General features: G+C 44.2%; 7 protein-coding genes, 2 tRNA genes and 2 pseudogenes. 5 read left to right on the plus strand and 6 right to left on the minus strand.

The window, feature by feature from the left end; genetic code table 11:
- Nucleotides 1-216: 216 nt before the first annotated feature.
- The 3 genes and pseudogenes from JCM16496_RS02410 (at nt 217) to JCM16496_RS02420 (ending at nt 2,470) form a co-directional block, all read left to right on the plus strand.
- On the plus strand, nt 217-678 hold the full coding sequence (locus JCM16496_RS02410) for a helix-turn-helix domain-containing protein (protein ID WP_025832088.1): 462 nt from the start codon (nt 217-219) through the stop codon (nt 676-678).
- A 117-nt stretch (nt 679-795) separates the two neighbouring features.
- Nucleotides 796-1,571 (plus strand): annotated as a pseudogene (locus tag JCM16496_RS02415) (dihydroorotate dehydrogenase electron transfer subunit).
- The gene (locus tag JCM16496_RS02420) at nt 1,559-2,470 is read left to right on the plus strand and encodes a dihydroorotate dehydrogenase (RefSeq protein ID WP_016273787.1); all 912 of its coding nucleotides are present in this window, start codon (nt 1,559-1,561) and stop codon (nt 2,468-2,470) included. The pseudogene JCM16496_RS02415 and the gene JCM16496_RS02420 overlap by 13 nt, the downstream one beginning before the upstream one ends.
- A gap of 93 nt (nt 2,471-2,563) precedes the next feature.
- Here JCM16496_RS02420 and trmD read toward each other — a convergent pair whose 3' ends face one another.
- A complete protein-coding gene (trmD, locus tag JCM16496_RS02425) occupies nt 2,564-3,241 on the minus strand; it encodes a tRNA (guanosine(37)-N1)-methyltransferase TrmD (protein ID WP_005837186.1) in 678 nt (225 codons plus the stop codon).
- An 89-nt stretch (nt 3,242-3,330) separates the two neighbouring features.
- On the opposite strand from trmD, the gene ligA reads away from it, so the two are divergent.
- Entirely contained in the window at nt 3,331-5,328 is a 1,998-nt protein-coding gene (gene ligA / locus JCM16496_RS02430) for an NAD-dependent DNA ligase LigA (RefSeq protein ID WP_025832097.1), read from the plus strand.
- A 103-nt stretch (nt 5,329-5,431) separates the two neighbouring features.
- Complete coding sequence (gene dapA, locus JCM16496_RS02435) at nt 5,432-6,325, plus strand: 4-hydroxy-tetrahydrodipicolinate synthase (RefSeq protein WP_025832099.1); 894 nt, start codon at nt 5,432-5,434, stop codon at nt 6,323-6,325.
- Between the two features lie 514 nt (nt 6,326-6,839).
- Here dapA and JCM16496_RS02440 read toward each other — a convergent pair.
- The 5 genes and pseudogenes from JCM16496_RS02440 to JCM16496_RS02460 form a co-directional block, all read right to left on the minus strand.
- A tRNA-Arg gene (locus tag JCM16496_RS02440) sits at nt 6,840-6,913 on the minus strand.
- 21 nt (nt 6,914-6,934) lie between these two features.
- Nucleotides 6,935-7,008: transfer RNA gene (locus tag JCM16496_RS02445), tRNA-Arg, on the minus strand.
- 75 nt (nt 7,009-7,083) lie between these two features.
- Entirely contained in the window at nt 7,084-9,381 is a 2,298-nt protein-coding gene (locus JCM16496_RS02450) for a patatin-like phospholipase family protein (RefSeq protein ID WP_025832100.1), read from the minus strand.
- A gap of 180 nt (nt 9,382-9,561) precedes the next feature.
- The gene (gene htpG, locus JCM16496_RS02455) at nt 9,562-11,610 is read right to left on the minus strand and encodes a molecular chaperone HtpG (RefSeq protein WP_025832101.1); all 2,049 of its coding nucleotides are present in this window, start codon (nt 11,608-11,610) and stop codon (nt 9,562-9,564) included.
- Nucleotides 11,611-11,720: 110 nt separating this feature from the next.
- Nucleotides 11,721-14,248 (minus strand): annotated as a pseudogene (locus JCM16496_RS02460) (ATP-dependent Clp protease ATP-binding subunit).
- Nucleotides 14,249-14,518 lie beyond the last annotated feature (270 nt).

Genomic DNA, 14,518 nt, shown 5'->3' on the forward strand with positions numbered 1-14,518 from the left:
CTAATAACTAGATAAATATATTACTTTATTAAACTTAAAATAAATACCTATTTCACTCGTAATTTGTATTATAGCATTTGTAATGATGAATATTGTAATGGTAACATTTTATTTGTAAATCTCAAAATATCACATTTTTAATTTGCTTTTGTGATGTCGTTTTTTTACTTTTGTAATCCAATAAATAATATGTACAATTGTAATAACACATAAACCATGAGTATAAAAGACAGGTTCAAAATGGTTATGGATCGGGAGAAACTGACAGCAGGAGCTTTTGCCGAGAGTATTGGTGTGGCCCAAGCCACCATTTCCCACATCTTGGGTCCGCGTAACAAATATCCAAGTACGGAAGTTATTCTCCGATTGCATCAACGATACAACGACATAAACTTGGAGTGGCTGCTTACCGGAAAAGGCAATATGAGTAATAATCCGGATTCACCCGAAAACGATGGATTCGACTATCCTTTATTCGCCGAGAATCCGGAAAATCTGTCCAACGGGCCGGAAGAATCTGAAAATCGCAAGGAAATTGCATTAGAGACAGCCCTAAAATCGTCTAAAGAGATTGTAAAACAAGAGATTATCTACAAAGAAAGACCTCCCAGAAAAATCACTGAAATAAGAATTTTCTTTGATGACAATACTTACGAGACTTTCAAACCGGAAAATTAAGGAATGAGAATGGAAATAGACTAATGCCCCAACATAAAAAAGAAACGGGTTCATTTTATTCTGCACTCGGTTTACACTATCTTTGCACCCGAAAGAAAAACATCCCTCTTTATAGATATGAAAAAGTATATTTTAGATCTGACAGTGACAGAGAACCTCCGCTTGCATGCCAACTACGTGTTGTTGAAGTTGACTTCTCCGTCCCCACTTCCGGAAATGCTTCCGGGACAATTTGCAGAGATTCGCGTGGACGGCTCGCCTACCACTTTTTTGCGCCGCCCCATCTCCATCAATTATGTAGATAGACAACGGAATGAAGTCTGGTTCTTAATCCAACTTGTAGGCGACGGAACCAAGCGATTAGGAGACGCAAAAGCAGGCGATATAATCAATGTAGTACTTCCGTTGGGAAACTGCTTCACAATGCCTGAAAAGCCCTCAGACAAGCTCTTATTGGTAGGTGGAGGTGTAGGTACAGCTCCTATGTTATATTTAGGCGAACAGCTTGCCAAGAAAGGCTGTAAGCAACCTTCCTGCTGGGTGCCAGAAGCGACAAGGATTTGCTTCAATTAGAGCAGTTTGCTGCCTATGGCGAGGTGTATACCACCACCGAAGATGGCAGCCACGGAGAGAAGGGATACGTAACGCAACACTCCATATTAAATAAGGTGTGCTTTGAGCAGATATATACTTGCGGCCCCAAACCGATGATGATGGCAGTAGCAAAGTATGCCAAAAGTAAAGGTATCAGTTGCGAAGTATCTCTGGAAAATATGATGGCGTGTGGCATAGGCGCTTGTCTATGCTGTGTAGAAAATACCACGGAAGGTCATTTGTGCGTATGTAAAGAAGGTCCGGTTTTTAATATAAACAAACTATTATGGCAGATTTAAGTGTAAATATTGGTGAATTACAAATGAATAATCCGGTGATGACTGCATCCGGAACATTCGGATATGGTGAAGAATTCGCCGATTTCATCGAACTATCGCGAATAGGCGGTATTATTGTAAAGGGAACCACCCTTCACAAACGTGAAGGCAATCCATATCCGCGTATGGCAGAGACTCCTTCGGGTATGTTAAACGCTGTGGGACTGCAAAATAAGGGTGTACATTACTTTGTTGAACACATCTATCCCCGCATCAAGGACATTCAGACCAACATGATTGTGAATGTTTCGGGTTCTGCCATCGAAGACTATGCTGAAACAGCCGCAATCATTAATGAACTTGACAAAATTCCTGCCATAGAGTTGAACATCTCTTGCCCCAATGTGAAGCAAGGAGGAATGGCATTCGGTGTTACCGCCAAGGGAGCCGAAGAAGTGGTGAAAGCCGTGCGCTCAGTTTACAAAAAGACACTTATCGTAAAGCTCTCCCCGAACGTTACCGACATCACTGAAATAGCCCGCGCAGCCGAAAATGGCGGTGCAGACAGCGTTTCCCTCATCAATACCCTGCTGGGAATGGCTATAGACGCGGAACGCAGGCGTCCGATACTCTCCACTGTCACCGGTGGTATGTCCGGTGCGGCCGTGAAACCCATTGCCTTACGTATGGTATGGCAAGTGGCTAAAGCGGTAAAAATCCCCGTCATAGGCTTGGGGGGTATCATGAACTGGAAAGATGCTGTGGAATTCATGCTTGCAGGTGCCTCTGCCATCCAGATTGGTACGGCAAACTTCATTGATCCGGCGGTTACAGTGAAAGTGGTAGAAGGAATAAATGACTATCTTGACAGACACGGTTATCAGTCTGTAAAGGATATTATCGGTGCACTCGATGTATAAAGAATAACAAGAGATTGCCATTCGCAATATATATTCATAAAAAAGGACATTCATTAATGAATGTCCTTTTTCTTTTTATTTACATCAGTAAACTTACTCTCCCAACAAATCCGGACGCAGTCTACGAGTCCTTTCCAAAGACTGTTGCAGCTCCCATTCCTTAATCTTGGCCTCATGTCCGGAAAGTAAAATATCCGGAACCTTCCATCCATTGTAATCAGCGGGGCGTGTATAGACCGGCGCAGCCAGCAGATTGTCCTGAAAGGAATCTGAAAGTGCAGACTGCTCATCGGAAATCACTCCCGGAATGATACGGACGATGGCATCTGCCATGACAGCCGCCGCCAGTTCTCCGCCAGTCAACACATAGTCGCCGATACTGATTTCCTTGGTGATGAGATGCTCGCGAATCCGGTAATCTATCCCTTTGAAATGCCCGCAGAGAATGATGAGATTCTGGGCAAGGGAAAGAGTATTTGCCATCGGCTGATTGAACTGCTCACCATCGGGGGTGGTAAAGATAACCTCGTCGTAATCCCGCTCGGCCTTCAAGGCGTTGATACACCGCTCTATCGGCTCTATCTTCATGACCATTCCGGCAAAGCCGCCAAACGGATAATCGTCTACACGACGGTACTTATCTTCCGTATAATCACGAAGATTATGGATATGTATCTCTGCAAGCCCTTTATTTTGAGCACGTTTCATGATGGAGCAGTTAAAGAATCCCTCAATCATCTCCGGCAAAACTGTGATAATGTCAATGCGCATATAACTTTATTTTAGCTATTTCAAGCTGCAAAAGTACAAATATTCGGGGAGAAACCCGTATTTTTGCGTTCAAACAATCCGAAAACCCTATGACTGTAAAAGAAAAAATAGACCAGCTCCGTGCGGAATTACACCAGCACAACTACAATTATTATGTGCTGAATGCTCCTGAAATATCCGACAAGGAGTTTGACGACCTGATGCGCGAGCTACAAGACTTAGAGAAAGAACATCCTGAATACCAAGATGATAATTCGCCCACGATGCGTGTAGGAAGTGATTTAAATAAGAACTTCACACAAGTGGCACACAAATATCCCATGCTTTCATTGGGAAACACCTATTCCGAAAACGAAGTGACCGACTTTTACGAACGGGTAAAAAAGGCGTTGAACGAGGATTTTGAAATCTGCTGCGAGCTGAAGTATGACGGTACTTCCATCTCGCTGACTTACGAGGATGGCAAATTGGTGCGTGCCGTCACCCGTGGCGACGGCGAAAAGGGCGATGATGTGACGGACAATGTAAAGACAATCCGGACGATTCCGCTGGTCCTCCATGGAAATTATCCTAAGTCATTCGAAATCAGAGGGGAAATCCTGATGCCCTGGGTGGTTTTCGAAGAACTGAACCGGGAAAAGGAAGCACGTGAGGAACCGCTTTTCGCCAATCCGCGCAACGCTGCTTCCGGTACCTTGAAGTTGCAGAATTCCGCCATCGTAGCATCCAGAAAGCTGGATGCTTATCTCTACTATCTATTGGGAGAGGAATTGCCCTGCGACGGCCATTACGAGAATCTGCAAGCCGCCGCCGGCTGGGGATTTAAAACATCAGAGCACACCAGAAAAGCCCACAGCCTGGAGGAAGTCTTCGAATACATCAATTATTGGGGCACGGAGCGTAAGAACCTTCCGGTGGCTACTGATGGTATTGTGCTAAAAGTCAACAGCTTGAGACAACAAAAGAATTTGGGATTCACAGCCAAGTCCCCCCGGTGGGCCATCGCATACAAATTCCAGGCAGAACGTGCACTGACACGCTTGAACAGGGTCACCTACCAAGTAGGACGTACCGGCGCAGTCACTCCGGTTGCCAATCTGGACCCCGTACAACTGTCCGGCACCATTGTGAAACGTGCCTCCCTGCACAATGCAGATATTATCGAGGGGCTGGACCTGCATATAGGCGACATGGTGTATGTGGAAAAAGGCGGTGAAATCATCCCCAAAATAACCGGTGTCGATAAGGATGCCCGCAGTATGCTTATCGGTGAAAAAGTGAAGTTCATCACCCATTGTCCCGAATGCGGCAGCAAACTGATACGTTTTGAAGGAGAAGCAGCCCACTATTGCCCCAATGAAACCACTTGTCCTCCGCAGATTAAAGGGAAAATAGAGCATTTCATCAGCCGCAAAGCCATGAATATAGACGGACTGGGACCTGAAACAGTAGATATGTTCTACCGATTGGGGCTGATAAAGGATACTGCAGATTTATACCAGCTCAAAACCGACGATATCAAGAACCTGGAACGGATGGGCGAAAAATCGGCAGAAAACATAGTCAACGGTATTGCGGCAAGTAAAGAAGTGCCATTTGAAAGAGTGCTCTTTGCACTGGGCATACGCTTCGTGGGAGAAACGGTTGCCAAGAAGATAGCCAAGTCCTTTACGGACATCGAAGAGCTGGAAAACGCAGACCTCGAAAAGCTGAAAAACATCGATGAAATCGGTGAAAAAATAGCGCAGAGCATTATAACTTACTTCTCCAATCCTGCCAACAGAGAGCTGGTGGAACGGCTGAAATCGAACGGTCTGCAACTCCACCGGACGGAAGAAGACCTCAGCGGATACACCGACAAACTGGCGGGCCAGTCCATCGTCATCAGCGGTGTATTCACCCACCACTCACGGGACGAATACAAAGAGATGATTGAAAAGAACGGTGGGAAAAACGTCGGAAGCATCTCCTCCAAAACCAGCTTTATCCTGGCCGGAGAAAATATGGGACCTGCCAAACTGGAGAAAGCGCAGAAACTGGGAGTAAAGATTATGAGCGAAGATGAGTTTTTGGCATTGCTATCCTAACAAATTTCCACAAAAAGCTTTTTTATGGCTTATATTTGTAGGGTAAATCGAAAAAATTCGTACTTTTGCGAGTCATTTAATTAGAGATTACTTTATAATACTCATGATACAGACAAGATTGAAAGGAATGGGGGTAGCGCTGATTACTCCATTTAAAGAGGATGAAAGCGTTGACTACGATGCGTTGATGCGTTTGGTAGACTATCAACTTCAAAACAATACCGACTTTTTATGTGTGCTCGGCACCACGGCAGAAACTCCGACTCTGACTGAAGAAGAGAAAAAGAAAATCAAGAAAATGGTCATCGAGCGAGTGAACAGAAGAATTCCTATCCTGCTGGGCGTAGGCGGAAATAACACCCGAGCCATAGTGGAAACACTGAAAAATGACGATTTCACCGGAGTAGATGCTATTCTCTCCGTTGTTCCATATTATAACAAGCCCTCACAAGAAGGTATATATCAGCATTATAAGGCCATTTCGGAAGCAACGGATTTGCCGATTGTGCTTTATAATGTCCCCGGTCGTACCGGTGTGAACATGAAGGCGGAAACAACCCTGCGCATTGCACGTGATTTCAAGAATGTGATAGCCGTCAAAGAAGCTTCGGGCGACATCACGCAGATGGACGACATCATCAAAAACAAACCGGCCAATTTCGACGTTATTTCGGGCGATGACGGCATCACCTTCCCTCTGATTACCCTGGGGGCTGTCGGCATTATCTCGGTCATCGGAAACGCGTTCCCGCGTGAGTTCAGCCGTATGGTACGCCTGGCACTGCAAGGAGACTATGCCAATGCATTGACCATTCACCACAAATTTGCCGAATTATTCAAGCTTCTGTTTGTAGACGGCAACCCTGCCGGAGTAAAAGCCATGCTGAATGTAATGGGAATGATTGAGAACAAGCTCCGCCTGCCATTGGTGCCGACCAGAATCACCACTTTCGAAGCCATGCGCAAGATTTTGGATGAATTGAACATCAAATGCTAAGGCCTTATACCACCCTATAGGATATTAATTTCCAGTATACAACATATTAATATCAGATATGCAAGGAGTTAATTTTGTGGAAACACGGAATTAACTCCTTCTTTTTTTCCTATGTGTGACTATATTTATCAGTACAATACCCAACAGTCTACTGATTACGTTATAAAACAAAAAGACATCTGGTTAAATCGAGAAAAAGACATCGCTAGCTCAATAAAGACAAGACTATTATTTCAGCTAATCTATTAGTTCACAACACTGAACAGTTTGTTCCAGCATAGAAAAACACTTTGTTTCAACAATGAAAAACAATTTGTTTTCATATAATGGAACAAACTGTTTTGTTAAGGGAAACAAAGTGTTCTCCATAATGAAACAAAGTGTTTAGTTAAGGGAAACAATTTGTTTTACTTAGCAAAACACGCGCCAGTGCCATACAAGGGGAGAATATAAACTATATGCCATAGCTGTAAAAACAAAGAACCTCCGCAAGAAAACTTGCGGAGGTTCTTTGTGATCGCGACAGGATTCAAACCTGTAACCGGCTGATCCGTAGTCAGCTACTCTATTCAGTTGAGCTACGCGACCCTTAAAAAATTATGAAACTTGTGACCGCGACAGGATTCAAACCTGTAACCGGCTGATCCGTAGTCAGCTACTCTATTCAGTTGAGCTACGCGGCCTCTTTGTTTAACGGGTGCAAAGATACGTACTTTTTCCGAATTAGCAAACGATATACAAACTTTTTTTGAAGAAATTTATTCGACAAAGCGATAATTAAACAACTGCCAGCCGATGGTCATCCCCACATTCCACTCCCTTCTCGGTGAGCTATAATGATTTACATAAGCAGAGATGGCTCCAAAGGGCAAATGACAAATAACAGAAACTTCTCCCATATACTCAAAGCGGGAGAATGCTTTTCCATAATATGCTTTATTCAATGCATTCTTTTTTATCGGAAAAATCGGTGTAAAGCCATAAAATTCTGTCCGGAACTGGAACATGTCGTTCAAAACATATATGGGTTTGATACCGGCAGCCACATACTGATTGGCACGAAAAGCTTCATTGTACATCAGTTTACTATGCGGAGTCGGTGCAAATTCTCCTGCCTGCATCATGGTTGCCGTATAATTCTCGGAAAAATTCTTCGATGAATACAGTGCTTCTGCCATCCATCCCAGGGTAAATTTCGGTCCCATCGTGTGATATGCCTCTTTCATATAAGAGATTTGTAACCATGATTGCCGCTCTTGCGGAGAAGGACTGTACCCTTCTTGCGGATTCCCCGGTTCAAATCTTTCCCTCCCGGTAAAAACCTGGGCTATCAGCTTCTCCAGATAGCCTTTTGTCGCGTATTGCCGCGTATTCAGGGTGCTCCCATAGAAACCGATGGAACCTCCCAAAAGTTTGTAGGTACTTCTGTCCGAACGGTCCTTATCGAAATCTATTACGCTTGATTGAAAGTAGTTATCTTCCAGTTGGCCATATCCCAGACTGAACTCCGCACGCTTATTGGCCAAAAACGGCAAGGCAACCATCAACTTCACAAAACGTTCGTCCTTTGAATTGAATGAAGGCTTGTCATTCCTAGAAAACAGCTTGTCCTTCTTGTAGTAATCGAAGGTACTGATTGAAGCAATAAAACGAAAGGACGTAGGTATGTGGGTAGGCAAATCAATCTTACCCATCAACTGGGCATTATTATAAATCTTACCCAACTGACCGTCAAAAGTGATTTCCTTGGAATAATAATTCAAGTTCTGATATCCTATTCCCAAATAGATTTGATTTGAGCTCGTGGTAGAGACACTGCCCCCCAGACGCACGGAAAAATTATCCTCCATCTTCACCTTCAAATGCAGTTGATATAAATCGGCTTCCGAATCATACACTGCGTGAGGAACTATTTCCGAAATCATATTATCCGCCAGCAAACGAAAATACCCGCGCTTCAAGTCTTCATAAGTAAAGACTTCATGCTCCTCATCATGAAATTCTTTTTTGATGTAGGCTTGTTGTTGAGCATTCGCCCCTTCAATAATGATATCCCGGAAACGGAATTGAGGCAGGTTACTCCGGAAGACAAGACGCCTCAAACGCACATTGTCAGCATTCACCCTACGATGGACACGGCTTTTGATGGAATCCATCATATTAAGGGTACGGTTGTAGCCTATATCGTGCAATTCCTGCAGACGGTCAAAATCCAGCAGGTTGACATCGTCATACTTGAAGGTCATGACTATACCCAATGAGTCCGGAATGGAGTAATCGGTCTTCTGCATAATCATATTCTCCAATTGGCTCATCAGGTTATTTTCCTTCGGCTTACCGGGATTGGCCGCCACCACACTGCCAATGATGACATCCGGATGAAAATCCTCCCGCATCACATCCGTAGGGAAATTATTGTAAATGCCGCCATCATAAGCAAGCGTACTGTCTATTTCTATCGGTTTGAAGACAAATGGAAAGCTCATGGAAGCACGTACCGCATCTCCCAAATCCCCTTTACCCAATACCAATGGCTTTTTATTGTACACATCGGATGCTATACAGCGAAAGGGGACAAACAGTTTGTTGAAATTACCGCCACATGCAGCCGTAGCGCGTGCAAACAATTCCACAAATACCAGATTCATCTGTATGGGGTTGACCATGCTTGTGGGAAGTATCTGGGGCTTTATATGCAGCGAGTCCCTAAAAGCAAAACGGATATTGAAAAATTCCGGTGAAGGACGATTCTTCTTAAAATAATACTCGTATTTGGGTTCCACTTTACCCGAATACCAACGCTTAAAGTCGGGAGAGCGCAAGAGCGCCTCCATATCGTCCGGAGAATACCCCATAGCATACAGAGAACCGATGATAGCTCCCATAGAGGTTCCGGTTATATAATCAATGGGGATATTATTCTCTTCCAAAGCCCGGATAATGCCAATATGAGTCATGCCTTTTGCTCCACCGCCACTCAATACAAGTCCCACTTTCTGGGCTTGTAAAATAAGGGTACATAGAAGAAACGAAAAAAACAATAAAACTCTTTTCATAACTATGCGATTCCGAGTAAGATAAATGTTCATTGCCCCAAATATAAACAATAGTTTCTAAAAATGCCGTATTCAACGAAGAAAATCACACCTTAATTGGTGAAAATGAATAAAAAAGGGTATTGCGACTCTGAAGAATCACAATACCCTTGCATATATTAAATACAAATTTAAAGGGGCTTATTTTATCAGGTCAATGCTTCTCTTGACAAAGTTGTTCAAAGCTTCACCTTTCAACATACCATTCTGCAGCAGTGCCAAATCTATCAGTTGACGGACAACCTTATTCTTGGCAGCATAATCGGCGAAGATGCCTTCTTTCTGTGTTTTCAGTTCGTCCCACTTCTTATCCAGCTCATTCACTTTATCCTTTTCGGCAGTCGGTATATCCTCATCTTTCTTGCCTTCCTGCTTCTTTTTCAGGTCATTACGCTGCTTGTTCACTTCATCCATCTCTGCCTGAACCGGAGCAACGGCAGCAGCACATTCCTTATCTTCATCTGCCAGAACTTCTTTTACCAGCTTATGGTCTGAATTCAATACCAGGTTAAACATATCCGGCATTTCGCCATAGAAGCTCATTCCAGCCTGGATATTCGCCATTTCCTTCATACGGCGCATGTACTCGCTCTGAGTTATCATGATAGGAGTGGCATTTTCGCCCAAAGCCTGCGCCGTGATGTTGAACTCCGTCTTATCCATCTTGGGCAACTGGCTCTTGAAGATGGAAGAAAGAACTTCCTGCTTGCCGGCTTCCAACGCTTCGTTCTTCTTGTCTTCCTTGACAATCAGATTATCAATAATATCGCTGTCCACACGAGTGAAGCGAACCTTTTCGAACTTCTGTTCCAACATGCTCACCACCGCAATGTCCAGCTGTCCATCCATCAACAGCACATTGTATCCTTTATTCGTAGCGGCCTCTATGTAGCTGTATTGCTCATCTTTATTGTTGGCATACAGATAAATCAGATTTCCATCCTTATCCGTCTGGCTATCCTTAATCAACGTCTTATACTCCTCGAAAGTATAATATTTGCTGTCTGTATCGGTGAAAAGGGCAAAGTCCTTGGCTCTATCATAGAAATCTTCCTGCGTAAGCATTCCGTAGTTGATGAAGATTTTCAAGTCATTCCACTTTTCCTCAAATTGCTTACGGTCGTTCTTGAAGATGGACTGCAAACGGTCTGACACCTTTTTCGTGATATATGTAGAAATTTTCTTCACGTTGGCATCGCTCTGCAAATAAGAACGGGAAACGTTCAATGGAATGTCCGGTGAATCGAGCACACCATGCAGCAGGGTCAAGAAGTCGGGAACAATACCTTCCACCGAATCCGTCACATATACCTGGTTGCAGTAGAGCTGAATCTTATTCTTGTTCAACTCGATGTTGCTCTTCACTTTGGGGAAGTACAGAATACCGGTAAGGTGGAACGGATAATCCACATTCAGATGAATCCAGAACAAAGGTTCGTCGGACATGGGATAAAGGTCACGGTAGAACTTCTTGTAATCTTCATCTTTCAATTCGCTGGGTTTCAGCGTCCACAACGGGTTGGAATCATTGATGATATTATCCTCGGCAGTTTCAACCTGCTTGCCGTCTTTCCATTCTTTCTTCTTGCCGAATGCAACCGGGATAGGGAGGAAGCTGCAATACTTCTTCAACAAAGAGGAAATGCGCGCTTCTTCAAGGAATTCCTTGCAGTCATCGTCTATGTAAAGAACGATATCCGTACCACGTTCTGCCTTATCAGTGTCTTCAATCGTAAACTCCGGACTGCCATCGCATGTCCACTTTACAGCCTGGGCGCCTTCCCGATAGGATTTAGTGATGATTTCGACTTTCTTGGCAACCATAAAAGCCGAATAGAAACCCAATCCAAAATGGCCGATGATGGCGTTGGCATCGTTTTTATATTTCTCAAGGAAGTCATTGGCGCCAGAGAAAGCTATCTGGTTAATATACTTGTCTATTTCTTCAGCCGTAAGACCTATACCATGGTCGGACACCGTAATGGTATCTTTTCCCAGCGAGACATGTACGGTTAAATCGCCAACTTCACCCTTGAACTCACCGATAGAGGAGAGTGTTTTCAGCTTCTGTGTAGCATCAACCGCGTTAGAAACCAACTCACGGAGAAAAATTTCATGATCACTATACAAGAACTTTTTAATGACGGGGAAGATATTCTCAGTAGTTACCCCAATATTACCTTTTTGCATACTACATTTATATTTTTTAGATTTATATTTTTAATTATTCCGGCAGATATAGCACAAAAAAATGCCAGCCCATAAGGACTGACATTTTGACGGTTTTTATAAAGAACAGCTTATGCCTTCCTGATGCTCAGCTCGTCTTTTTCTTTGTCTACTGATACGTTTACCGTATCACCCGGCTGTAACTCCTCCGCCACTATCAGCTCGGAAAGTCCATCCTCCAAGTGGTTCTGAATGGCGCGCTTCAATGGGCGCGCACCAAACTGTACATCGTACCCTTTCGAAGCAAGGAATGTCTTTGCATCATCCTCCACAACCAGCTTGTAACCAATTGCTTCAACCCGTTCGTACAAACCTTTCAGCTCAATGTCCACAATCTTTGTGATGGCCTCCAAAGAGAGCTGGTCGAAAGTAATGATTTCATCCAAACGATTCAAGAATTCGGGAGCAAAGGTCTTGTTCAGAGCCTTTTGTATCACGCTGCGCGAATGTTCATTGTCATCCGTGCGGTTTTGCGCCGCAAAACCTACACCACGGCCAAACTCCTTCAACTGCCGCGTACCGATATTGGAGGTCATAATGATAACCGTATTCTTGAAATCAATGGTTCTGCCATAATTGTCAGTCAAACGGCCTTCATCCAGTACCTGGAGCAAGATATTGAACACGTCCGGATGGGCTTTCTCAATTTCATCCAACAAAACAATGGAATACGGCTTGCGACGAACCTTTTCGGTCAACTGGCCGCCTTCCTCATAGCCCACATATCCCGGAGCGGCACCAATCATACGAGATACGGTGTATTTCTCCATATACTCGCTCATATCGATACGTATCAAGCATCGGCAGAGCCAAACATATATTTTGCCAATTGCTTTGCCAAATGTGTCTTACCCACACCAGTAGGGCCAAGGAACATAAAGGTTCCGATGGGATGGTTCGGGTCTTTCAACCCCACACGGCTACGCAAGATTGCTTTGGTAAGTTTCTCTATCGCAGCATCTTGAGCTATCACCTTCGCCTGTAGTTCTTCCTTCATTCCAGCCAGTTTAAGTCCTTCTGCCTGCGCCATGCGCTGTACGGGTACACCGGACATCATCGAAATAACATTGGCTATTTCCTCTTCACCTACCGTTTGGCGGTCATCCTTCAAACGGGCTTCCCACTCAACCTTCATCTCCTCCAAGCGGACAGAAAGTTCCTTCTCACGGTCGCGGTAGCTGGCAGCCAGCTCAAAATTCTGTGACTTTACAGCTTCAGCCTTCAGGCTACGTGCCTCTTCAATCAGCTTTTCCTGTTCCTCAATTTCTTTTGGGACATTAATATTCGTCAAATGCACACGCGAACCTGCCTCGTCCAAAGCATCAATAGCTTTATCCGGGAAGTTGCGGTCGGTAATATAGCGTGCTGACAACTTGACACATGCTTCCAGGGCTTCATCCGTGTAGCTCACGTTATGATGGTCTTCATACTTCTCCTTGATATTCTTCAATATCTGAAGCGTTTCTTCAGCCGTGGTAGGCTCTACAATCACCTTCTGGAAACGACGCTCTAAAGCACCGTCTTTCTCGATATTCTTTCTGTATTCATCGAGAGTAGTAGCTCCAATACACTGGATTTCACCACGCGCCAAAGCCGGTTTCAGCATATTGGCAGCATCCATGGAACCGGCAGCAGCACCGGCACCTACAATCGTATGGATTTCATCGATGAAAAGGATGACATTCGGATTTTTCTGCAACTCGTTGATAATAGAGCGGATACGTTCCTCAAACTGGCCACGGTATTTTGTTCCCGCCACCACAGAGGCCATATCAAGCATCACCACGCGCTTCTCGAACAAGATACGCGAAACTTTCTTTTGCACAATACGCAATGCCAAACCCTCTACGATGGCAGATTTTCCTACACCCGGTTCGCCGATAAGCACCGGATTGTTCTTCTTGCGACGGCTCAAGATTTGCGCCAGACGTTCAATCTCGCGTTCGCGACCCACAACCGGGTCCAGCTTACCTTCTTCGGCAGCCCGCGTCATGTCTACGCCGAAATTGTCCAGTACAGGAGTATCATTGGACGGCTTTCTGGATGCAGCCTGTGCAGCCGAAGCCGAACCAGCCCCCCCAGTACGGGAGGAGCGAGACATATTCATATCTTCTTCATCCTCTTCATCATCCTCGGTGAATCCCATTCCCGCATTCGGATTGGTCGATTTCATCGAAAGCTGTTCAAATACAGCCTGATAATCCACCCGGTGTTCTTCCAAAACAGTTGCAGCAAGATTGTCGCCATCTTTCAAAATAGCCAGCAATACATGTTCCGTATCGGCAGTTGCACTTTTCAGCAAACGCGCTTCAAGCATACACATCTTCAATATCTTAGCCGTCATCGGGGACAAGGGCACTTCAGCGTCCGGCAAGAGAGTATCGTCCTCGGCATCCTTTAGGAAACCCTCCAGACGACTTTTTACTCGTTTTAAATCTATATCAAGTTTCAACAATATTTCAATAGCTTTTCCTCCGCCATCACGCAGCATGCCGAGCAGAAGGTGTTCCGGACCAATATAGCGATTTCTCAATCGATTGGCTTCTTCCTTGCTATAAGTAATTATGTCTGAAACTCTTTGTGAAAATTGATTGTTCATATTTTATAATTCTCCTCAATTAAAAAGGTTATCCACGACAAAGATACGCATTTATTAATTCAGCGTATCATATTTAACTGATTTAATAGTATACAAATCTCGTGCCATAAATTTCAAATCTGTTTTTCCACTCTATACCTTATATATTAATAGCAATTTGGGGAGGAAGGGAGGGAGTACTTCCATATTTATGCTGCAGGCAACAAAGTTTATGGAGGAAAACTTTTGTATATCGTAAAAAAGCAGTACTTTAGCATGGTTTTTCACGAA

The sequence above is a fragment of the Bacteroides rodentium JCM 16496 genome (assembly GCF_000614125.1).
Classification (GTDB): Bacteria; Bacteroidota; Bacteroidia; order Bacteroidales; family Bacteroidaceae; genus Bacteroides; species Bacteroides rodentium.

Coding starts and splice junctions, on each gene's coding strand:
- JCM16496_RS02410 (WP_025832088.1), top strand. CDS start 217: ATGAGTATAAAAGACAGGTTCAAAATGGTTATGGATCGGGAGAAACTG.
- JCM16496_RS02420 (WP_016273787.1), top strand. CDS start 1,559: ATGGCAGATTTAAGTGTAAATATTGGTGAATTACAAATGAATAATCCG.
- trmD (WP_005837186.1), bottom strand. CDS start 3,241: ATGCGCATTGACATTATCACAGTTTTGCCGGAGATGATTGAGGGATTC.
- ligA (WP_025832097.1), top strand. CDS start 3,331: ATGACTGTAAAAGAAAAAATAGACCAGCTCCGTGCGGAATTACACCAG.
- dapA (WP_025832099.1), top strand. CDS start 5,432: ATGATACAGACAAGATTGAAAGGAATGGGGGTAGCGCTGATTACTCCA.
- JCM16496_RS02450 (WP_025832100.1), bottom strand. CDS start 9,381: ATGAAAAGAGTTTTATTGTTTTTTTCGTTTCTTCTATGTACCCTTATT.
- htpG (WP_025832101.1), bottom strand. CDS start 11,610: ATGCAAAAAGGTAATATTGGGGTAACTACTGAGAATATCTTCCCCGTC.